The organism is Halorubrum sp. (genome assembly GCF_046498025.1).
Classification (GTDB): domain Archaea; phylum Halobacteriota; class Halobacteria; order Halobacteriales; family Haloferacaceae; genus Halorubrum.
This window is the reverse complement of the sequence record NZ_JAWOBM010000067.1, coordinates 21,683-44,017: the sequence shown is the minus strand read 5'-3', so window position 1 is coordinate 44,017 and position 22,335 is coordinate 21,683. Positions and strand designations below refer to the sequence as shown.

Annotated in this window: 20 protein-coding genes; 12 read left to right on the top strand and 8 right to left on the bottom strand. The window is 65.3% G+C overall.

The genetic code is table 11. From position 1 onward, the window contains the following. Positions 1–5: 5 nt before the first annotated feature. On the bottom strand, positions 6–1,334 hold the full coding sequence (locus tag R6U01_RS12600) for an ABC transporter substrate-binding protein (protein WP_410286802.1): 1,329 nt from the start codon (positions 1,332–1,334) through the stop codon (positions 6–8). 344 nt (positions 1,335–1,678) lie between these two features. Between R6U01_RS12600 and R6U01_RS12595 the strand changes: the two genes are divergently transcribed. Next, the gene (locus R6U01_RS12595; RefSeq protein ID WP_410286801.1) at positions 1,679–3,064 is read left to right on the top strand and encodes a hypothetical protein; all 1,386 of its coding nucleotides are present in this window, start codon (positions 1,679–1,681) and stop codon (positions 3,062–3,064) included. Positions 3,065–3,273: 209 nt separating this feature from the next. On the opposite strand, the gene R6U01_RS12590 is transcribed toward R6U01_RS12595, so the two are convergent. Beyond that, positions 3,274–3,462, bottom strand: a complete 189-nt coding sequence (locus tag R6U01_RS12590) for a hypothetical protein (RefSeq protein ID WP_410286800.1) — start codon at positions 3,460–3,462, stop codon at positions 3,274–3,276. 969 nt (positions 3,463–4,431) lie between these two features. Between R6U01_RS12590 and R6U01_RS12585 the strand changes: the two genes are divergently transcribed. The 4 genes from R6U01_RS12585 (at position 4,432) to R6U01_RS12570 (ending at position 9,694) form a co-directional block, all read left to right on the top strand. Next, positions 4,432–4,554, top strand: a complete 123-nt coding sequence (locus R6U01_RS12585; protein ID WP_410286799.1) for a hypothetical protein — start codon at positions 4,432–4,434, stop codon at positions 4,552–4,554. Positions 4,555–5,159: 605 nt separating this feature from the next. After that, entirely contained in the window at positions 5,160–6,632 is a 1,473-nt protein-coding gene (locus tag R6U01_RS12580) for an amidohydrolase (protein ID WP_410286798.1), read from the top strand. Between the two features lie 88 nt (positions 6,633–6,720). Further along, a complete protein-coding gene (locus R6U01_RS12575) occupies positions 6,721–7,905 on the top strand; it encodes an MFS transporter (RefSeq protein WP_410286797.1) in 1,185 nt (394 codons plus the stop codon). A 1,372-nt stretch (positions 7,906–9,277) separates the two neighbouring features. Beyond that, positions 9,278–9,694, top strand: coding sequence for a DUF3830 family protein (locus tag R6U01_RS12570; RefSeq protein ID WP_410286796.1), 417 nt, complete (start codon positions 9,278–9,280; stop codon positions 9,692–9,694). Positions 9,695–9,729: 35 nt separating this feature from the next. On the opposite strand, the gene R6U01_RS12565 is transcribed toward R6U01_RS12570, so the two are convergent. Next, positions 9,730–10,398, bottom strand: coding sequence for a hypothetical protein (locus R6U01_RS12565; RefSeq protein WP_410286795.1), 669 nt, complete (start codon positions 10,396–10,398; stop codon positions 9,730–9,732). A 265-nt stretch (positions 10,399–10,663) separates the two neighbouring features. Here R6U01_RS12565 and R6U01_RS12560 point away from each other — a divergent pair, with 265 nt between their 5' ends. Genes R6U01_RS12560 through R6U01_RS12530 form a run of 7 tightly spaced genes read left to right on the top strand, consistent with a single transcriptional unit; the run spans position 10,664 to position 15,895 of the window. Then, entirely contained in the window at positions 10,664–11,077 is a 414-nt protein-coding gene (locus R6U01_RS12560) for an urease subunit beta (protein ID WP_410286794.1), read from the top strand. Further along, positions 11,074–12,780, top strand: a complete 1,707-nt coding sequence (gene ureC, locus R6U01_RS12555; RefSeq protein ID WP_410286793.1) for an urease subunit alpha — start codon at positions 11,074–11,076, stop codon at positions 12,778–12,780. Before R6U01_RS12560 ends, ureC begins: the two co-directional genes overlap by 4 nt. A 3-nt stretch (positions 12,781–12,783) precedes the next feature. Further along, the gene (locus R6U01_RS12550) at positions 12,784–13,134 is read left to right on the top strand and encodes an urease subunit gamma (protein WP_410286792.1); all 351 of its coding nucleotides are present in this window, start codon (positions 12,784–12,786) and stop codon (positions 13,132–13,134) included. Next, on the top strand, positions 13,131–13,754 hold the full coding sequence (gene ureG / locus R6U01_RS12545) for an urease accessory protein UreG (RefSeq protein WP_410286791.1): 624 nt from the start codon (positions 13,131–13,133) through the stop codon (positions 13,752–13,754). Before R6U01_RS12550 ends, ureG begins: the two co-directional genes overlap by 4 nt. Then, entirely contained in the window at positions 13,754–14,653 is a 900-nt protein-coding gene (locus R6U01_RS12540; protein ID WP_410286790.1) for an urease accessory protein UreD, read from the top strand. Before ureG ends, R6U01_RS12540 begins: the two co-directional genes overlap by 1 nt. Next, positions 14,653–15,213 (top strand): urease accessory protein UreE, encoded by a 561-nt coding sequence (locus R6U01_RS12535; protein WP_410286789.1) that lies wholly within the window; start codon positions 14,653–14,655, stop codon positions 15,211–15,213. Before R6U01_RS12540 ends, R6U01_RS12535 begins: the two co-directional genes overlap by 1 nt. Next, on the top strand, positions 15,206–15,895 hold the full coding sequence (locus R6U01_RS12530; protein WP_410286788.1) for an urease accessory protein UreF: 690 nt from the start codon (positions 15,206–15,208) through the stop codon (positions 15,893–15,895). Before R6U01_RS12535 ends, R6U01_RS12530 begins: the two co-directional genes overlap by 8 nt. 70 nt (positions 15,896–15,965) lie before the next feature. Here R6U01_RS12530 and R6U01_RS12525 read toward each other — a convergent pair whose 3' ends face one another. The 5 genes from R6U01_RS12525 to R6U01_RS12505 form a co-directional block, all read right to left on the bottom strand. After that, the gene (locus R6U01_RS12525) at positions 15,966–17,198 is read right to left on the bottom strand and encodes an MFS transporter (RefSeq protein ID WP_410286787.1); all 1,233 of its coding nucleotides are present in this window, start codon (positions 17,196–17,198) and stop codon (positions 15,966–15,968) included. A 118-nt stretch (positions 17,199–17,316) separates the two neighbouring features. Further along, positions 17,317–17,973 (bottom strand): hypothetical protein, encoded by a 657-nt coding sequence (locus R6U01_RS12520; RefSeq protein WP_410286786.1) that lies wholly within the window; start codon positions 17,971–17,973, stop codon positions 17,317–17,319. 58 nt (positions 17,974–18,031) lie between these two features. After that, entirely contained in the window at positions 18,032–19,825 is a 1,794-nt protein-coding gene (locus R6U01_RS12515; RefSeq protein ID WP_410286785.1) for an ABC transporter substrate-binding protein, read from the bottom strand. 140 nt (positions 19,826–19,965) lie between these two features. Next, the gene (locus tag R6U01_RS12510; RefSeq protein WP_410286784.1) at positions 19,966–20,949 is read right to left on the bottom strand and encodes an ABC transporter permease; all 984 of its coding nucleotides are present in this window, start codon (positions 20,947–20,949) and stop codon (positions 19,966–19,968) included. Between the two features lie 86 nt (positions 20,950–21,035). Next, positions 21,036–22,334: an oligopeptide/dipeptide ABC transporter ATP-binding protein gene (locus tag R6U01_RS12505; protein ID WP_410286783.1), complete on the bottom strand. Its 1,299-nt coding sequence runs from the start codon at positions 22,332–22,334 to the stop codon at positions 21,036–21,038. Position 22,335 lies beyond the last annotated feature (1 nt).

The following is a 22,335-nucleotide window of genomic DNA, read 5'->3' as shown; positions in this document are numbered from 1 at the left end:
CGAGATCAGTACTGTCCTTCCTCGACGAACTCACGGACGTCTTCGGCGGCCACCTCGTCCGTCTGGACGAATTCGCCGTCCTGTGCCGTGTTGATGATCACCGATCCGAACACGTTGCCGTGTTGGGTGAAGTTGACGGGCGTCGCGGCGCCCTGATAGTTGATCTCGTCGCCGTTCGCAAGCGCCTCCTTGCCCTCGGCGAACGTGCTGACTTCCGTTCCGCCGTCCCTGGTGACCGGACCGAGATTACGTTCGATCGCTTCCGGAGTGGCCTCACCCGCTCGTTCGATCGCGAGCGCGGTCACCTGCACGGCGTCCCAGGCGGGGGGCGACCAGGCGTTGAGCTCCGCGTCCCCCTCCTCGGCGTACGCCTCCTCGTAGATGTCGTAGTTCGGACCCGACTGGCCGGGAGTGGCTCCCCAAGCGCCTTCGAGGTCGCTGCCGACCTGATCGATCACCTCCTGCGACGTCAGCGTGTCCGAGAGGATCGGCTGCCGACCGTATCCCCCGTCGGACCAGTCGTTCAGCGCGGTGATCGCCGACTCCTGCGGGAGGCTCATGAGGAACGCGTCGAAATCAGCCTCGAAGAGGCGGCTGAACGCCGACTGATAGCTCGATTCGCCGAGTTCGACCTCCACCTGCTCCGCGACGGTCCCCCCGTTGCCCTCGTACGCGGTGACGAACCCGTCGACGTAGCTCCGCTCACCCTCGGTGTTCCCGTTGATCACGCCCAGCGTCTCGAGTCCCTCCTCGATCGCGAAGGCGGCGCTCCCGCTCGTGTGGACCGTGTCGCCGACGACCGTTCGCCACACCCACTCGTCGTCGCCGACATCGTCCGGAGTTCCCTTGTCGCCGCCACGGGTGTCGAGGAACGTCGATCCGGGCCACGGGGTGATGACCGGCGTCGAGAGGTCCTGAAGGAAGTCCCAGAGCGGGTTGATTTCGCTCGAGAACAGACCGATTATCGCAGCGACCTCGTCGTTCTCGACCAACTGCGTCGTGACGCTGCGCGCTTCCTGCGGATCGACGGCGGTGTCGCGGCGAACGACTTCGAGTTCCGCATCGAGCGGCCCGCCGGCGTCGTTGATGCGGCGGACGGCGGCATCGGTCGACTGCGAGATGCCGGGCTGGAGGAAGTCCCACTGGCCGCTGAGCCCCGCCGGCTGGCCGAGCGTGATCGTCTCGGGCCCGTCGTCGCCGTCCGACCCGTCGTCGTCGCCGTCCGACCCGTCGTCGTCGCCGTCACTGCCGTCATCCCCGTCGCCGTCCCCTCCGAATCCGACACAGCCGGAGAGCCCGGCGATGCCGCCCGCTCCGGCGATCTTCAGGAACACCCGACGACTTTCATGAGTAGTGTTATCAGACGACATTCATGCGAGAGTGGTGATTGAAATCGTATAAAACTTATGGCGATTTATAATTCATTCTTGAGAAATAGTCCGGGGTACCGTCATCTCGACGACACCCGGATCACGTCCGGATCCGGTGCGTTCCGCGTGCCCGAACTGCCGATATTTATATTATTTCTTATGTTTGAAATCACTGACCGAAGTCAGCAGCTGGTGCCGTGTGGTCGTCACCGTCGGAGGACCCCGGTTCAGGGCGACGCCCGCCCCACGGCGGCGCAAGGGCAAAGACACCACGTCACATACTTCCGCTATCACGTGGAGATTCACCGGTGACAGCGCGTAACCCGCTCCCCCCCGCCGCGTTCGCGAGTGCGCTCACGTCGCTCGACGGAGAGGCGTTCGCGTCGCTCGTCGGCGAGACGTACGCGGCAACCGCCGACGCGGTGGAAGTCGACGCACCGCGGATCACCGTGGTGAACGGCGACCGCCGGACAGAGCTGCTCGCCGTTTCGGCTGCGAGCGAGCGCGCAGACGACGACCCCCTCGACGACGACCCCCTCGACGACGACCCCCTCGACGGCGACCCTCCCGACGCGATCGTCGTCGCGCGCGACTCGCTCCTCGAGGACGGTCCGCTGGAAGCAGACACGACGGTCGTTACACCCGCCGATCTTCGTCAGCGGCTCCTGTACGCGATGTCGCCCGCGGAGGCGAACGCGATCACCGACCGGATCCTCGACGTCCCGATGTGGTCGCCGCCGCACGACGACGCGCCCGCGCCTGGCGCGGCCGAGACCCCCGACGTTTCGGACGCTGACGGCGTGACGGCAGGCACCGACACGACACCCCGAGACAGCTCGAGTGCGACGACTGCGTCGACCCCGGTGAGTGCGTTCCGGTCGCTCGGTACCGCTACCACCGAGAACACGGATCGAGGGACCGACGACACGGTCCCGTCGACAGACCGCTCACGTCCCGACGAGTCGCGGCCCTCCGAGACGCCGGAGGAACGGGATCGACCGTGGACTCTCGTCGCAGTGGTCGTCGCCATCGCGCTCATCGCAGCGGCGGCCGTCGGGGCCGCTTCCATCGCAGACGACATCACGGCGGGCGGTGCAGACGGCGCGGCCGGCGTCGACCCCGGTGACGCGACCACCTCCTCACCGACGGGATCGGACACCGACCCGGACGCGGCGGGCGACGACCGGGACGACGCGGCGGCGTCGGACGAGAACGACACGACCGCCGCGAACGAACCCAGCGACGGCGACCCGACCGACGGAACGGCGGACGAAGCGGCCAGGAACACGGCCGTCGATCCCACCTGTGACCGGTCCGCCCTCCAAGTCGTTCAGGTGCAGATGAACGCGCTCCGCTACAACGACGACGCGACGAACGACGGCATCCGAACGGCGCGGGCGTTCGCCTCACCGGCGAACAGGCGAGCGGTCGGCTCGCTCGACCAGTTCGTCTCGCTGTTCGAGACGCCGGCGTACGCGCCGATGCTCACGTACGACACCGCGCGGTACTCGGTGCCGGAGATCGACGACGGAACCGCCGAAATCGAGGTCGTCACCCGAGAGAACGGCAGCGTGACCGGACGGTACGAGTTCCGACTCACCCGAGTCCCCGGCGGAAGCTCGGACGCGGACGACGACCTCGGGGAGGTGGACGACTGCTGGATGACCGACGCCGTGGCCGCGTCGACGGACTGACCCGGCGAATCCGCCGACGGACCGCGGAGAACGGCTGACGCTAGCAGCCGTGCTGAACACGGGGCGCGCCCCTCGTACAGGGGTATTCGTCGGTTAGGTCAGCCGGTGACACGGCGACCGCACGCCGATTCAACGCGGGGAAAGAACCGTCGCTTACGAGCGGCTCACGAGTGAGACCGAGTTCGGCACGAACGCGTCTCGGGAAAACCTCATGTGGATTTTCTCCGGGCGGGCCGATATTCGTTGACGGTGCTTCCTATCAGGGTGAGGAGTACGAAGAGCCCGATCAGGACGAGCAGGCCTCCGAAGACCGGTTCAGAGAAGCGGTAGAGGATCCAGCCCAGACAGATATTCGCACCGGCCAACGCGAACGGGTAGACGGTCTCTAGCAGGTACATCGTCCTCGGTCGTGTCCACGCGGGAATCCGGTAAAGAGACGACTAACACACGAAGAGCCGCCTGTGTTTGCGAGTCGGTAGCAAGCATCTCGGTCGGTCTGCGCGTTCCGACCGGCGGTCGTCGGTGAACTCCGCAGGCGGTGAGGGGGTGTCGCAGGCGCGCTGGATACCGGAGGCGCGTCTCTCGCGGGGCGCGTGCGAGAGGGTACTCGTTCCGCGGGAGCCCGGAGCGCGTGTCTCCGGTGTCGCTTCGGGCCGTGCGTCGACGAGTAAAGCACCGTCGTCTCGGCCCGTCTCGGAACCGGAGTCGTGCTCGCGTCCATCGCTCGCGGCGAGTCACGGAAGGCGGGTTCGCTAGCGGTCGATCGCGAGTGTGTCATGCTCATTTGACGTCTCGTCCCGCTTCCGGAGGTGACTCACCACGGCGCTGGTCGACACGTGATCCGTCTCGCGTTCTCGCAGGAAGTGAATGACACACCGACGCTCGTCCCGGTCTAACACCGCGACCCGTTGGTCCAGTTCTCCAGTGGTACTCTCTCGCATGGTCTTCGTTGATACGTGCTCCTCGAATCCGTCGAGATAAAGTATTGTTCCGGTTGATATCGGTAGGAAACGGCTAAAAGGCGTTCTGTCGGCGCGCGAGACACTCGAACGCGGGGACGCACAACTGCGGCTGATAGAAAGGAGCCACTTTTCCCGACGCTCGCCGGTCGAGTCACCTGCGTCGAGTTTGCTCCCCAATAGAATTCTCTGTGTGCAGCACGCTCGTTCCGATAGCAACTCGGCGGCTTAGGGAGGGTACGCCGCATACGGCGCGCGTCTCTCGCACGGTATCCGCGACGCTCCGTCTACCGGGCGCCTGATCCTCAAAAAATAGTGATGATTGTATCAATATATAACGTACTTTTTTATTGTATGTGGCACAACTTCGAATCATTTTTCCACACACGGGCACAAAATCGTGTTGTAATGGCAATCAGCAAGTCGACGCTCGAAAGTGGTCCCCAGCGGCTGAAGGACACCCCGCGACCCGAGGATCTCGAGGCAGCGACGAGCCCGGCGGCCCGCCTGCTGGCGTGGCTCCGCTCCTGAGTTTTCGCGCTCCCGTTTCGGGTGGCTCGTGGCCGTCGTCGTCCTCTCCGTCTGGAGGTCCACGCGGATGCCCGCGGCGCTCGGTGAGTCCTACGAGAGCGAGGACTGAGGGCGGGAGACCCACCCGGCGTTCGAAATGTCCCGCGTCGCACCAGGCACCGGGATTCGACCCTATCGGACCCCGCAGTCGATGAGCGGTTTCAGCCCTCGGCCGGGTAGCCGGCAGATTAATCTTGTCCACGTCGTATGTCATCATATGCCATGTAGAATCCGCTGTGACGGGTGTGCCCTCGATCGCTGGCTAGAGGATTGCGTGACCGCCCACAAACTAGCGAAAGAGCACGAGACCCGGTATACCGACCACTGGGTCTCTCTCTACGACCCACCGGATACCGGTTCGGTCCCCGATCGGAACCAGCCGTCGCGCTCGGGTTGATCCTCGCCGCCCCGAAGAGCGGGGTCTCAGCCCGAGCGGGTTTGCGTCCCGGAGGACGCTACCGGAGCGCCACTCGACCGACTCATTCACGGCGATTCGCCGCCGACCGTGTTCGCCGGTCCGCGCGGGAGCGGGTCAGATTTTTCAACTCCGTGTGCGAGGGAGAGACATGGTCCTTGACACGGTCGTGGAATCGATCGAGAGCCGCCGGAGTCACCTCACCGACCTCGCACTGGACATCTGGGAGCACCCGCAGACCGCGTTCGAAGAGACGCACGCCGCCGGTCGACTCGTCACCGCGCTCGACGAGCGGGGCTTCGAGGTCGACGTCGGCGTCGCCGGCATCGAGACCGCGTTCGTCGCCAGATACGGTGACGGCGACCCGGTCGTCGGAACGATGGGGGAGTTCGACGCGCTCCCGGGACTCTCCCAGCGCGTGAGCGCGACCCGAGAGCCGGTCGAACCGGGCGGAAACGGCCACGGCTGCGGACACAACCTCTTCGGCGTCGGATCGCTCGGTGCCGCCGTCGCGGTCGCCGACCTGATCGACGAGGGGGTCGACGGAACCGTGGTGTACGTCGGAACCCCCGCGGAGGAGAACGGAGCCGGCAAGACGTACCTGACCCGTGCGGGCGTGTTCGACGACGTCGACGCGGTGGTGTCGTGGCATCCCGGGTGGTTCAACGCGCCGACGAAGGGGTCGTGTCTCGCGGTCGACGCCTTCGAGGTGACCATGCGGGGGACCTCCTCGCACGCCGCCGCCGCCCCGGAGGCCGGTCGAAGCGCGCTCGACGGGATCCAACTGCTCAACACCGGCGTCGAGTACATGCGCGAGCACGTCCCCGACCCCGTTCGGCTCCACTACGTGGTGACCAACGGCGGCGACGCTCCGAACGTCGTTCCGCCGGACGCGACCGCGGAGTACCTGATCCGCGCGCCGAGCCGCGACCTCGTCGAGTCGGTGACCGACCGGTTCCGTCGCGCCGTCGACGGCGCCGGACTGATGGCCGACGTCGGCGTCGAAATAACGCAGACCAGCGGAGCGTACGGCGTGCGACCGAACGAGACGCTCGGCGACGCCGTCTACGAGACGATGACCGAGATCGGGTCGTTCTCGGTCGCGGACGAGGCGCTCGCGGCGGAGCTGCGCGACTCGCTCGGGGACGTCTCCGACGCGCTCGAGGACCTGCCACCGGAGGTCCGGGACCGCGCGGCGGACCGGCCGTACTTCACCGATCCGATCGAGGCGCCGGACGCCGGGGAGGTCGGCGCCTACTCGACGGACTCCGGCGACGTGAGCCAGGTCGTGCCGCTCGGTCGGCTGCGCACCGCGACGTGGCCGGTCGGCACGCCGCCGCACTCGTGGCAGGCGGCCGCCGCCAGCGGCTCGACCGGCGTGGACGGCATGCTGTACGCCGCGAAGACGATCGGCGGGACGCTGGGTCGACTGCTCACGGACCCCGAACTGCTCGCCGACGCCGTCGACGAGTTCGAGCGGCGGGGCGGAGCCGAGGCGTACGCCCCGCCGATGCCGGACGACGCGGACCCGTACGAACTGCTCGGCATCGAGCGACCGACGTTCGATCCGTTGGACGGCTCCGGGGCCGATGCGTCGGGCATGGAGGCTGCCGACGACGACTGAGTCTCGGTCCGCAACGGTCCCCGTCGCGTTCGACCGGTCGGCCGGTGAAACACAATAGCTTACACCTCCCCCTACTGAACGCCGGGTAATGACTCGCCGCCTGTACGGGGGCCTTCTCGGGATGGTCTTCGTCGTCAACTTCGGGCGCGTGGTGTTCGCCCCGCTCGTGGAGCCGCTCCAGGCGGCGTTCGACGTCGGTCCGGCGGCCGTCGGCGCGGTCGTGTCGCTCGTCTGGTTCGGCACGGCGCTGCCCCGGCTGCCGCTGAGCTACGTGCTCACGCGGGTCTCTCGGCGACGCGTCGTCGTTGTTTCCGGCGTCATGCTCACCGTGGCGGCCGCCCTCACGGCCTCGTCGCCGGACCTCCGGACGCTCCGGGTCGGCGTGCTGGCCGTCGGCGTGGCCTCCGGCACGTACTTCGTCTCCGCGGTGCCGCTCATCGGGGAACTGTACCCCGACCGGGTCGGCAAGCGCATCGGCATCCACGGGACGGCGGCGCAGCTCGCGGCGGTGGCCGCTCCGACGGTCGTCGTGTCGGTCGTCGCGGTCGCGACGTGGCGGGCGGTGTTCTGGCTCCTCGCGGCCGCGGCCCTCGTCACCACCTTCGCGTTCGCGGTCGGCCTCCGGCGAGCCGACCGGGTTCCGGAGGCGCCGCCGGCACGGAACTTCCGCGGCGTGCTCGGTAACTGGCGGGTGGTCCTCGCCGGGATGCTGTTCGTCAGCGTCGCCGGGTTCGTCTGGCAGGGGCTGTTCAACTTCTACGTCTCCGTGATGCTCGCGCGGGGGCTCGACGCGGGAACCGCAAACGCGCTGTTGACCGTCGCGTTCGCGGCCGGAATCCCGGCGTTCTGGGTCAGCGGCGCCCTCGTCGACCGCCTTCCGACGGTCCCCTACATCCTCGGGTTGGTCGGAGCGTTCACGGCCGGCGTGTTCGGACTGACCGTTTTCAGTGGGGCGCTCGCGCTCGGCGCGGTCTCGGTCGTCCTCGGATACGCCATCCACGGCTTGTTCCCCGCGCTCGACACCTACGTCCTGTCAGCGCTCCCGGCCGACACCCGCGCCGGGACCTTCGCGGCGTTCAGCGGGCTCTCCATCGCCGTCGAGGCGTCGGGGAGCGGCGTCGTCGGGGCGCTCGTCGAGGCCGGCTACCCGTTCACCGCGGTGTTCCGCGGCTTCGCCGCCGGCCTCGTCGTCGTCCTCGCGCTGGCGGTGGGACTCTACCGGACCGATCGACTCCCCGCGGCCGACCGTCTCGCAGGTGCGACCGAGTCGTGAGCCTATTCCGCATTTCGTGCACGGGAGAGACGTAGCAGGTGTGGTCTGCCTACCGGGTGACTCTGCGGGCAGGCACAACCCCGAGAGAGTGACGGCATCCGGGTCGGGTCTCTTCCGCGGCAGCAAGCACCGTTGGTTCGGCGAGCGCGACTGTCACTGTCGTTTCCAGTGGCAGAGAGGTGATGAGTCGATTATCGAGACGACCGCTTTTTGGGGTGTACAGAGGCTCCGCCGAGTGTTGGTGTGGCGGAAACCACACAATGGGCCCGTGCGGAGATCGGGCCACCCACCGTACGAATGCTAAGTCTCCTTGGGTTCAGATTTCGGGCATCTAGGGTGCGTATTTGGGGCAGGACCCCTCCGAGATGGACCGTTTCGATAACTCGTGGGCGATCTGTCGGACGGGTGTCCGCCAACGGCTCGAGCCGTTTGTACACGCCCGTACTCACCAACAAGTGCATCAGTCACTCGGTGAACGAACGCCAGTCGAAGAGGTGCTGAACTAGATCGCGTCGCGCGGTCGAAATATATGAAAACTGTGTATTCTATTATGTTATATAATATTTTATATTTATCCGCGCATCCGCTTTCATGCGTCACAGGCTGGAGTCGCAGTCAGTGGTGATGGCGAGTTGGCAGCGGCCACGACACACGATCGACCGGAGAGACAGGGTCGTCAATCCACGGTTTCTCACGTCGAGTTGGGTGAAGTAATTAAACACCTGAAAACGGTACTAATCGCATTTGCGCCAGTATGCGGGCACTTGGACCAGATGGCCGTAGCGTGCAGTTAACACCGTTCCTTACGGACCGCGATCACGGTCATCTCGACCGTAACCTGATTCGGATTGGCTCATTTACGGGTCGTCGACCGAGCTGTTACACCACCGGCAGACGGTGTGTCGATGGCGTTGCCTCCCGTTCTGTTCCCAAACACATAATAAATATATTCTATTCAAAAATACGATATTAATAACAGAAGCCGGACGCCGAGCGGCCTCGGTGGCTCGAGGTTACCGCTCGCTCCGGAAGCGCCGATTCCATACGATCGGTATCGGCCCGAGACGATCGATAGCAAGCGCGACCCGGTCGATCGGTTGACTGCCCCATCCCACACGACCACGGCCACACCAAACATTTAGGATTCACAGCGTTGAATCGTCCGTTGGAAAGCGACCGGTCTCGCACCCTTTCCCCTTCCCCGTGCGCGATCGAGGATCAGCGCCGGGTACTGTCGGGCGAACCGCGCTGCGGCGACCGACGGCACGCAGATCCTCGTTGAATCGACCAGACGCGACGGTTCGAAAGAGTTCGGGGCGACCCCGGCGGCTCCGGGCGTTGTCGAACCACCGGAACGGAGGCATCCAGCCAAATGATAGAAGTAACAATCGAGGAGACGACCTTCACGGCGAATCTGCATGCCGATCGAGCACCGAAGTCCGTTGCAGCAGTTCTAGACTTCCTCCCGCTCGAATCCGAGCTTATGCACGTCCGCTGGAGCGGTATCGCAACGTGGATCAACATCGACGAGATCGACCTCCCGGACGTCCCGCGGGAGAACCACACCGTGTACCCGTCACGGGGAGACCTGCTCCTGTATCCGGGCTATCGAAACGAACAGGAGATCCTCCTTCCCTGCGGGCCGACCTGTTTCAAGAGTCCGGCCGGCGAGCTTGCTGGCAATCACTTCGCAACGATCCACGCGTCCGCCGAAGAGCTGAAACTGGTCGAGGAGGCGACTCTCCGCGAGGGCGTCAAAGACGTGGTGATCAGAGAGATCGAGGAATGAAGAGCCCGCGAAGCGGAACAGGGTTCCGCTCGCCGTCACCCGGGTAACGGGACGACACCCGCTAGCAACGAGGTGGACATCCCGATAACGAGCACGCCGGTCACCGCTTGGGCGATCCCGTACACGCGGACGTTGAAACCGTTCACCGCCCCGAAGACCGCGCCCGATCCCGCACCGAGCGCGCTCATCGTCACGGTGATCCCGACCGCGTAGGCGAGGACGGCTACCGCCACCAACTCGGGTCCGCCAGACAGCAGCGTCGACGAGAAGACGATCATCGACAACGGGGGCGAGAGGGTAAACAACGCTCCGATAACGCCCGTTTTGAGATACGACTGCACGCCGTGGTCACGGTCGCCGCCGTGATCGTGTTCGTGACCGTGTGTGCAGCGGACTCGCCGAAGCCCGCCGAAGGCGAGCGTGAACCCGAGCGCTGCGAGCAGGAGACCGACCCCGACGGTTCCGATCGCGTCGAAGACGGCGGGGAACTCGGTGCGTCCGAAGAGAAGGTAGCCGATACCGAGCCAAACGACGACGAAGAGGACGTGTCCGAGACTGAAACACGCTCCGACGAGCGCCGACAGCCGCGTGTCACCGTACTGGCTCGTCAGCGAGGCGATGCCGGCGACGTGGTCGGGTTCGATCGCGTGCGTCACTCCCAGGATGCCCGCCGTCGCCACCGCGCCGATGAGCGTCGCGCTCATCGCGGTCCCGAGGCGACACCCGGCGCGGACCGCAGCGATACCGGACTCATCGGCTCACCCCGCTAAGAGAAAGTCGCTCCAGACGGACGCTTCGTACCATCACGGTAGTGGTTTACGATATCGTATATAATTCCTGCGGGAGTACGTAAATATTGTTTTAGCAGAACACTTTTATTATGTATGTGAATCGATTCACCCATATGCTTGAAGTGTCAGGTAATACGCTCCCGATCGAGTCCCGTTTCTCAACCGCGGGGACTGGCTCGTGACTAGGGACCTCGTTCCGGGCGAAGTCGACACCGGCGAAGGGACGGTCGTGCTAAACGAGGGTCGTGAAACGGCCGAAGTGATGGTCGGGAACACCGGCGATCGACCCGTACAGGTCGGCTCTCACTTCCACTTCTTCGAAGCCAACGCCGCCCTCGAGTTCGATCGTGAGGCGGCATACGGGAAGCGGTTGAACATCCCCGCGGGCACCGCGGTCCGTTTCGAACCCGGCAATCGACGGACCGTCGAACTCGTCGCGATCGGCGGGAATCGGCGTGCACACGGAATGAACGGGCTCGTAAACGGGAGCGTTGACGACGACCCAGGCGAGGCGTTGGCGCGCGCTCGGGAAGCGGGATTCAGCGACACCGGCGCCGGAGACGACGCCGACGGCACGGGGACGGACGAATGACGAGGGAGATCGATCGCGAGAACTACGCGGACCTGTACGGACCGACAGAGGGAGATACGGTCCGACTCGGCGACACCGAGTTGGTTGCGAAAGTCGAGGCGGACCTCCGGACGCGGGGCGACGAGGCGGTGTTCGGCGGCGGTAAAACGCTCCGCGACGGGCTCGGCATGTCGCCCGACACGACACAACGAGAGGGGGCGCTGGACTGGGTCATCACGAACGCGACCGTACTCGACCCCGTTCTCGGTGTCATCGCGGGGGATATCGGTATTCGGAACGGTGAGATAGCGGGGGTCGGGAAGGCCGGGAACCCTGACACGATGGACGGCGTAGACATGGTCGTCGGGCCCTCGACAGACGCCTATCCCGCGGAGGGAAAGATCGCGACCGCCGGCGGGCTGGACATCCACATCCACTGGAACTCGGCTCAACTCCACGAGCACGCGCTCGCGTCGGGAATCACGACGATGCTCGGTGGCGGGTACGGCGGCGGGGCGGCGACGACGACGACGGGGCCGGAGAACATCAAGCGGTTCCTCCAGGCCGCCGACGCGTGGCCGGTCAACGTCGGGTTCTACGGGAAGGGGAACGCGTCCGACCCGGAGCCGCTACGCGAACAGATCGACGCCGGCGCGTGCGGGCTCAAACTCCACGAGGATTGGGGATCGACGCCCGAGACCATCGACACAGCGCTCTCCGTCGCCGAGGAGGAGGACGTGCAGGTGTGTATGCACACGGACACGCTCAACGAGGCCGGCTTCCTCGAGAACACCTTCGAAGCGGTGGACGGCCGGACGATGCACCTGTTTCACATCGAGGGCGCGGGGGGCGGCCACGCCCCGGACATCATGGAGATGGTCGGCGAAGCGAACATGCTCCCGTCGTCGACGAACCCGTCGATGCCGTACACGGACAACACGTTCGACGAGCACCTCGACATGGTGATGGTGTGTCACCACCTGAATCCGGACGTTCCCGAGGACGTCGCGTTCGCGGAATCGCGCGTCCGTTCGGAGACCATCGCCGCCGAGGACGTGCTCCACGACATGGGAGCGATCTCGATGATGACCTCCGACGCCCAGGCGATGGGTCGCGTCGCCGAGGTCGTCACGCGAACGTGGCAGACCGCCTCGAAGATGAAAGCACAGCGCGGCCGACTCCCCGAGGACGAGGGAACCGGTGCCGATAACTACCGGATCGAGCGGTACCTCGCCAAGTACACGATCAACCCGGCCGTCTCCGCCGGCATCGACGAGTACGTCGGGACCCTCGAGCCGGGGAAGATGGCGGACGTCTGTCTGTGGGACCCGGCGTTCTTCGGGATCAAGCCCGCGATGACGTTCAAGAGCGGCTTTCCGGTCCACTCGGAGATGGGAGAGGCCAACGGCTCGCTGATGACGTGTGAGCCGATCGTTCAGCGAGAGCGCGCCGGCGCCAAAGGAGCGGCGAAACACGCCCTTTCGTTGTCGTTCGTGTCGCCGGCCGCCGCTGAGGCCGGCGTCGACGAGGAGTACGGTCTGCAGACGCCGGTCGTCCCGGTCGAGGGGACCCGAACGCCGACGAAAGGCGACATGCTACACAACGAGTTCTGTCCGGACGACATCGAGGTCGACGCGGAGACCTTCGAGGTGACCGTCGACGGCGAACACGTGACCTGCGAACCGTCGTCGGAACTCCCGCTCGCACAGCGATACCTGATCTAACCAATGAAACTCACACCCAAAGAAGAGGAGCGACTCACGGTCTTCACCGCCGCGGCGGTCGCACGGCGGCGCAAGGAACGCGGCGTCGTGTTGAACCACCCGGAGGCAGTCGCGTACATTAGCGACTGGTGTATCGAGCGCGCTCGCGAGGGCGAGTCCGTCGCGACGATTCGGTCGGAAGCCGCGCAGCTGCTCGGCCGCGATGACGTGATGGACGGGGTCCCCGAAATGATAGACATGATCCAGGTCGAACCGGTGTTTCCCGACGGGACAAAGCTCGTTACCATTCACCACCCGATCCGGTCGGACAGCGTCCAGAGCGCGGACGGAGAGGAGGACCGGTCCGGCAAATGAGTCCGACACATCGAGATGTTGCGACCGTCGGGATCGGTGGGCCGGTCGGGTCGGGGAAGACGTCGCTGCTGACGAAGCTCGTCCCGCAGTTGTGCGAGGCCGGGTTGGACGTCGGGGTCATCGCGAACGACATCCTCACACAGGAGGACGCGAATCGACTGCGCGACCGGTTCGAGGGCGTCGTTCCGGAGAGTCTCGTCGCCGGCGTAGAGACCGGCGCATGCCCCCATACGGGCATTCGTGAGGACCCGTCGATGAACCTCCAGCAGATCGATTCGTTCCTCGTCGAACACCCGGAGCTGGACCTCGTGCTGATTGAGAGCGGTGGGGACAACCTGGCCGCGACGTTCGATCCAGAGCTCGCGGACTACTCGCTGTACGTGATCAGCGTCGCAGAGGGCGACGATATCCCTCGGAAGCGCGGCCCCGGGGTCGTCGACTGCGACCTACTCGTCATCAACAAGACCGACCTCGCACCGTACGTGGACGCCGACCTCCAGGTGATGAGACGCGACGCCCGGTCGGTCCGGGACGGTCCGTTCGTCTTCACCGACTGTAAGACTGAGGACGGAATCGCCAGGGTGCTCGACCACGTCCGCGACGGAGTGCTGTTCGCCTGATGGCGGCCGACGCCCCACATCCCTCGTTCGAGGGATACGCCGCAGAGCCGCTCTCACAGGCGGCGGTCGGATCGCCGGGAAAAGACGGTGTGTTGAGGCTGGTGTTCGAGAGGACGGACGGCGGGACCGCGCTCGTCGAGGACTACGCGACGGTCCCGTTCCACGTGTCGGGAACGCTCGAACACGACCCGAACCCGGACGTGGCGACCGTCTTCGTCCAGTCACCGACCGGCGGCGTCGCCCAAGGCGACCGGCACGACATCGACGTCCGGGTCGGGGCGGGCGCCCTCGCTCACGTCACCACGCAGAGTTCGACGAAGGTCCAGTCGATGCGACGTAACTACGCGGCGGCCGACACCGCCCTGTCGGTGGGCTCTGCGGGCCACTTGGACTACGTTCCGGAGCCGACTATCCTCCACGCCGACGCCCGTTACCACGCCGACCTCGTGCTCACCCTCGACGACGGCGCGACCGCTGTTCTGGCGGAGATCGTCGTTCCGGGCCGGCTCGCGCGCGGCGAGCGATTCGAGTTCGAGCGGTACCTGTCGCGGGTTCGCGTCGAGGGACCCGACGGCCTCCTCTTCGAGGACACGACCGATCTCGCACCGACGGACGGATCGCTGAACGTCCCGGGCGTCCTCGGCGATCACGACGTTTACGGAGTGCTGTTCGCCGTTGCGCCCGACCGCGACGCGGGGGCGCTGAGTGACGTGCTCCACGCGGCCGTGGCTGACTGCGAAGCGCGGGCCGCCGCGACCGAACTCCCGAACGGAGCCGGTGTCACCGTGCGCGCGCTCGGTGACCGCGCCGAGACGACGCGGGCCGCCCTGCACGCCGCGTGGCGCCGTACCCGTCGGGAAGTGCTGGAGAGTCCCGCGCCATCGGGGAGGAAGTACTGATGCTCGTCGCCGAACGGTACGTGGGGAATCGCGACGAGCTCTCCGTTGCCGAGCGCCTCGGAAATAGCGTCGTTCACCGCGTCACGCTCTCGGACACCGATCGACGTCGGTCAAGGGTGCGTACGGAGACGGCTGACGGGCAGGACCTCGGTATCGTCGTTTCCAGAGAGCTCGGAGACGGCGACGTCATCGAGACGGAGTCGGGGGAGTTGGTGGTCGTCGAATTGGCCGCGGTCGATGCGCTCGTCGTCGAGTTCGACGACGTCTCCCCGACCGCGGCCGTGCGTTTCGGGCACGCGGTCGGCAACCGACACTGGAAACTCGCCGTTCGAGACGGTGACGCCGTGTTTCAGGTCCCCGACACGCGCAAGCGGGCGCTCGAAGCCGTCACGAACGAGCTCCCCGAGGGCGCGACGACGCGGTTCGAGCGGGTCTCACCGACGATTTTCGACAACAGTACCCCCGACGACAGCCACGCCCACTCGCACGGCGGTACGGGAGGCACCGGCCACACACACGGTCGCGATGTCGGCACGGTCGAGGAGGGAGCCGATGAGTGAGCAGGTGAGTCTCGAAACGTTCCGGCTCGCCGACTCGTTTCTCCCAGTCGGTACGAACTCCCTCTCGTACGGGCTCGAGCAGTTCGTCGCGGACGACCGCGTCGAGAGCGTCGCCGACCTTCGAGCGCTCCTGGAGACGTACCTCCGGAACCAGGTCGGACCGGCCGACCTCGTTGCGTTACGGGCCGCGCACGCGGCCGCCTTCGAGGACGACGTTTCGGGCATCCGGGACGCGGACCGGCGCCTCGAGTCTATCACGCTGTCGGCCGAGTTCCGGACGAGCGCGGAGCGGTCGGGCGCCCGTCTGCTCTCTGTGCAGCGCGAGCTCCGGGCGTCGCCGTTGCTGGATCGGTACGCCGATCGCGTCGACGATGGCGACGCGGCGGGTAACTACGCCGTCGTCCTCGGGGCTATCGCTGGAGACGCCGATATCGACGTGGATGACACCTGTGCGGTGTGCTGTCACGGCTTCGTGACCGGACTCCTCGGCGCCGCCCAGCGGCTCTTGTCGGTCGGACACACGGACGCGCAACGAGTACTCGACGACCTCCGACCGACGATGCGGGAGGCCGTCGACGACAGCGCGGCGCGCACGCTCGACGAGATGACGCCGTTTACACCGCTGATAGACGTGCTCTCGGCCGAACACGAACGAGCCGATCGTCGGCTGTTCATGAGCTGAAGCCCCGGGTTCTCGGGCCACGGGAGAGTGATCCCTCGGCACCGACCGGAGCGAACGCGGCCGTCGGCAATCACGGCTCAGTCAGCCAGAGGCCGGCGACGCCGAGCGTCGAGAGCGCGATCACGACTGCGAGGATCCCGAACGCGACGCGGAAGTCCGCGACGTCGGTGATAACGCCGACCACTCCCGGCGCGAGCGCGCTGACGCCCATCAGTAGGGATCGAACGGCACCCAGTCCGCCCCCGGAGACGCGTCGGGGGAGGAGTTCCATCAGGTACGCCCCGCGTACCGGATTGAATCCGTGTGCGCCGACGCCAACGACGGCGATCAGCACGCCGAGCGTGACCGTCCTCGCCTCGGGCGCGAGGACGATCCCCGATATCGCGATGGTCGCGATCCCGCTAGTTGCGACCATCAGCGGGAGCCGACCGAGGCGGTCGGAGAACTCGCCCGTCACGAGCTGGACGAAGGTCACCCAGAAGAACACCGAGTACAGCAGGCTCGCGGTGGTCGTCGTCAGGCCCGAGACCTGCGAGAGATACAGCGGGAGAAACGCGACGAGCCCGTTGTGCACGAACGACACACCGATGACGACGAACACGAACGCGCTGAAGCGCCACTCACGGAACAGCGCGAGATAGGTGACTAATCCAGGTTCCGGCTCAGAGCCTTCGCCGTCGGAACGCCCGTTGGCGTCCGACGGCTGTCCGCGGAATCGGCGCCCGAAGGCGACCGTGAGTCCGAGCGCGGCGACACCGGTAAGCAGAAAGATGCCCCGCCAGTCGGCGCTCGGGAGCCCGTCGAGCAGCCGCGCCAGCGCGCGCGGAGCCGACAGGAAGGCCACGACCGCCGCCGGCGCGAGTACCCCACCGAACGCGCCGAGGGTGTCGTGGATACCGAGCACGCGGCCCTTTCGCGCCGGGTAGGTGTGCGTGATGAGTCTGACCGCCACCGTCTTGTGGACGCCCGTACCGGCACCGATCACGAGCATCGCCCCCACGAGAACCGGAAACGGTGAGTCGACGACCAGCGTGAGCGCGCCGCACCCCGCGACGGCGGCGCCGCCGCTGACGACGCGCACCGATCCGAGCCGGTCGGCCACGACGCCGCTCGGAAACTGCATGAGCGCGTACACGATCATGAACCCGGTGAATGCGCTTCCGATCGCCGCGTTGCTGACCCCGTACGTCAGCTGGAGTCGCTCGAACAGCGGCGGGAACACGTACCGAACAAACTTCCCGAGGAACCAGATGAGCGAGACGAGGACGAGCACGTCGTATTCGGCGAAACGGCGCGACATCATGAACCGGTCTCGAACGGATCGGTCGGAATGTCACGGGAACTCGCCGGGGGCCGATCGGTGGGCCCCGATCCGACTCGTGGGTCCGCCGGTCCGGCCGTTCGCGCCGGATCGGTTCGACTCAGCGAGACGATGATCGCTCTTGCAACGTCCTGATCTCGCGGCCGACCGTCTCCTCGTCGGCGACGCCCACGAACCGCGAATCGACGCGTCCGTCGAGGGTGAACAACGTCGTCGGTCCCGCGACAACGTCGTACGCCTCCTGCAGGCGAGCCGCACAGTCCGGGCCGTACACCGCTAATGCGAGGACCTTGCCCGGCGGGTCCTCGCCGAACACGTCACTCAGCGTCGAACGAACGGCGTCACACGGCGGACAGTCATCACGCCACACGTAGACGACGCAGCGGTCACAGAGGCGGACCAGACGAACGGCGTCCCCGCCGTGCACGGGAAGGAACCCCTCGGGGACGCCCGACACGGGCGGGCTTCCCGGCGCGGACGAATCGATCAGCACCGACGTGACGATCGCCTGTGTCGACGAGAGGCCCGGTTCGCGCTCGCGCAACGCCTCGTACGTCGCCAGGAGCTCGGGATCGACGTCGGCCGTTCGCAGGGCCGCCGGCAGTTCATCGAGCGCGTCATCGCGGCCGTCAGCGATCCGAGCCCGTCGCTCGGAGACGGTCGCCCGGAACTCGTCGCTCAGCGTGAGCCCGTCCGGCGTGGTCTCGAACGTACCGGACGTTATCAGGTCGTCGACGGTCTCTGATGTGGTTGTCATCGATCTTTCGGAGCGGGTGTCGAACGGGAGTTCATTTGGATGGTGTCAGTCGAATCGGTCAGGGATCGAGCCCGAGTTCCTCGATGCAGGGGAACTGCTCAGCCGAGGGAACCTCGCCCTCCGGCCAGAGCGGTTCGAGGTCGGCGTCCTGCGGGTAGTGGAGATTCCCGTCGGAGTCCCAGCCCCATCCCTCCTCTTCCAGCATCGCGCGTGCGGCCTCCATATCGCCACTCGAGTCGGGATGCTCGTAGAGCATGTCTTCCGGCGGGAACATCGGATGATTCTCGGAGATGTACGTCGGGAACATGTCCGGTTCGACCCGACCGTCGAACGCGGTGCTCACCAGCTGATCCCGGTTGACCGAGGCGCCCACGGCCTTGCGGAACTCCGTGAACTTACACGGCGCCGTGTGGCAGACGTACTGGAGGTTGTACGAGGTGTGCGTCCCCTCGAACCGGGCCTCCGTGTTCTCTATCTCCTCGTTCACACGCTTTGCGTTCGGTGGAGAGATCTCGACGCCGATGTGCGCCTCTCCGGCTTGCAACGCGTTGATCATCGATTCCTCGTTTCGGTAGGCCTCGAATATCACCGGCTGCGCCGCCTCGTACTGCGGGTGACCGTCGTGGGGCTCGGTGACGACGCGCTGTCCCTGTTCGATCGACGTGACTTCGAGCGGCCCCGACGAGACGATGGGGGTCTCGAAGCTCGCGTCCCCGGGAGACTCGACCGCGCCGACTTCCTCGAACGACTCCTTGTGGAGGATCCCCCACCGCATGAGCGTCGTCTCGGCGAACGGAATGTACGGCTCGGTGAACGTGAACCGCACCGTTTGCTCGTCGACGGCCTCAATCGCATCGTACGGGACGGGGGCCGCCCCGGGGTATGCCCCCGCGTCGCCGCCGCGGAGTATCTGCTCGAAGGTGAATTTCACGTCCTCTGCGGTTACCGGATCGCCGTTGGTGAAGGCCGCGTCGTCGAACAGCTCAACGACGATCTCTCGACTGTCTACGACGTCGACGGAGCCGAGAAGCTCGACGACCTCGTAGTCCTCGTTGTACTTGTGGATCGGCGAGTGTATCATGTGTTGCCACATGGCTTCCGGCATCGAGGCGGTGTGCGTCATCCAGTTGGTCGTTTCCGTCGCGATCGGGTCTATCCCGACGATGAGCTCTCCGTCCTCCATCAGTTCAGATTTGAAGATCCACTCCGCGTTCGAGCGGGCGAGACCGCCGGTCCCGACGCCATCGATCTCCACCATGTCCGTCCGCCAGGCCCCGATGTTCGCGACCGGACAGAGGTTGTCGATCGCACAGTCCTCTGACATGTAGGCGATCGTTTCGTGGAGCCCATCCTGACGCTCTTCCGGGGTCTCCGCCTCGGTCTGTTCGATGAGCCGGGTGGTGTACTCGCAGTCGACATAGTTCGACGTGTTGCTCTTTCCGTTGGCTCCCGCCCAGTCGAGCCGCATGTTGTTCAACAGCTCCTGCGGATCGAGCCGGTCGGCGGCGGGGACCCACCACGTGAACGAGATGTTGTTATCTCGGTTCTCGTCGTTCGCCATTTGCCCCGTCTGCGTTCCGAGGTCCTTGGGAACGACGTCAACCTCAGCGCCGAGCCCTTCGATCCCCTGCCGAATGAGCGGGGCCATCTGTTCCTGCGTGGTGGTGAAGCCACCGTAATCGGACCAGTACTCCATCTGAATCGTGGAGACGCGTTCGCCGAGGTCGGCGGAGGACTCGTCACCGGAACAGCCCGCGAGACCGACCGCGGCCGCACCGCTGAGTGCCTGTAAGACGGTTCTCCGGTCGATCGATTCTCCACTGTCGTCAGCCTGCTTGCTATGAGCAGCCATACCAAGTGAGATAGAGCGTTTTAATATAAATCTTTGGGTTAAAACCGCTAGACTGCGGGCATACACTGTAATTTATGATATTTAAATAAATGTCGGCGTCGCCGCTGGTCGGCCCTCGGAACCCCCCCCGCCGAGCCGCGTTACCCCTCGAGGCGGATCCGCGGATCGATCACCCCGTACACGAGGTCGACGACGAAGTTCGAGATGATGACGAACGCCGCCACCACGAAGAACACGAACTGTACCGTCGGATAGTCCCGTGCGAGCACCGCCTCGACGAGCGTGAATCCGATCCCGGGCCAATTGAATACCGTTTCGATGAGCACGAGTCCGCCGAGCGCACGTGCGAGCGAAACGGGGTAGATCGTGATGACCGGAATGCTGGCGTGCTTCGCGATGTGGCGGAGGCGGGTCATCGTCGGGAGCCCGGTCAGCCGGTAGTACTCAGTGAAGTCTTCCCCCATCACCTCGACGACGCTGTTCCGCATGATCAGCGCCGGGATGAACAGGTAGCGAGCGACGATCGCCGTGAACGGGAGAATGTAATGGATCGCGAAGTCACGCGTCAGGTACGGCTCCCACCACTGGACCTCCTCGTGTGAGCCCGATGAGAGCATCCCTGACGTCGGGAAGATGTCCAACCAGACTGCGAACACGACGATCAGGATGATCGCGGTAAAGAACGCCGGAGACGACCCCGCTCCGATGACCGGGATCGTGCCGAACCGCTCGAATTTACTTCCGCGGTTGCTCCCAGCGATTGTTCCGATCACCGCTCCGAGAGCGTACGTGAACGTCATCGCCGGAGCGACCAGGATGAACGTGTTGAAGATGCGCATCTTCGTGAACTCCCAGACGTCGACCCGGTACACCGGGGACTCCCCGAGGTTCCCCTGCGCGAGGTTCGCGATGTAATGGTAGTACTGGACGTATATCGGCTCGTCGAGTCGCCACTGCTCGCGGATCTCTTGGAGCGCCTGCTCGTTCGCCCCGGCGGTCGCCATCTGTGAGGTGAAGTCTCCCGGCATCGAACGGAAGAGAACGAACAGCGCGGTCATGACGAGCGCCAGCATGAACACGGTTTGGATCGACCGTACGGCGAAGTACCGCCTCAGCGACGACATCTATCGTCCCCCTCCGTGGTCGCGGCCGTCGATTACGCGTGCTGTCCGTGTCCCGGGTTCGACCGGCGTTTCGGTGATGTTCTCGCTCATGATTGTTCGACTGGTGGCACAGTCTCTTCCGCAGCGGTGCCGTCCGCATTTGCGTGGTGGTGACACGCGACGTGCCACCCCGGTTCGGGCTCGACTTCAGGCGGCGTCGTTTCACAGACGCTCCCGAACCGCTCTTGCAGGCTGTCGATCGCGATATCCTTGTTTCCCTCGGCCAGCGATGTGAGCGCCGCCCGTAGCGTCGATTCGTTCTTACCGGAGAGCGGTTCGTCGAAGTACTCGCTCTGGATCGCGTCGACCAAGGCCGTGCGCTCATCCTCGTCGACGATGTTTTTGATCCGATCGAGTCCCACCTCCTCGCGCTCGAGGAACTGACGGAACGAGGTGATCTCCCGATAGGCCTGCTGGTCGATCTCGATGTCGTCCGGGGGAATGACCTCGGGACATCGGTCGCGGAAGCGACATCCCTCGCCGATATCGATCGGGTCTCGCGGCGCGCCCGACATCTCGGTTCGTTCCCTGTCGTAGGTCGGATCGGGAACGGGGATCGCGGAGACGAGGGCCTTCGTGTACGGGTGTTTCGGATCCCGAAGGAGCGCTTTCGTCCCCGCCGACTCGACGAAGCGGCCGAGGTACATCACCTTGACCGATTCGGCGATGTACGACACCGTCGACAGGTCGTGTGAGATGTAGATCATCGACACCCCGAAGTCGTTGATAAGGTCCTTCATCATCGTCAACACCGCGGCCTGCGTGGAGACGTCGAGCATCGAGACCGGCTCGTCAGCCAGTATGACGTCCGGGTCGAGAATTAGCGCGCGCCCGATGGAGACCCGCTGCTTCTCGCCGCCGCTGAGGTTCGCCGGTTTCCGGTCGAGATACTTCTCCGCCGGTTGGAGTTCGACCTGTTTCAGCACGTCTCTCACGCGCTCTTCTTTGTCTCCGATACCGTGGATGCTCAGCGGTTCCGTCAGCGACTCCCGGACGGTCATCTTCGGATTCAGCGAGTTGAACGGGTCCTGAAAGATCACCTGGACGTTGCGGCGGTACTCCTTCCAGTCGGCTTTATGGAACTCGGAAACCGGGGTCCCCTTGTAGACGATGTCGCCGGCGGAGCTGTCATGCAGACCGATGAGCGTGCGCAACAGCGTCGATTTCCCGCAACCGCTCTCGCCGATAACGGCGACGGACTCGTTCTCTTCGAGGGTCATCGAGACGCCGTCGACCGCTTGGATCTGCGACGGGTCACGCCGCATTATCACGTCGACGATGTCTCTGTTCCCCTCGAAGTACTTTTTGAGGTTGTTGATCTCCAGTACGGGCTGGTCCGCGCTCATG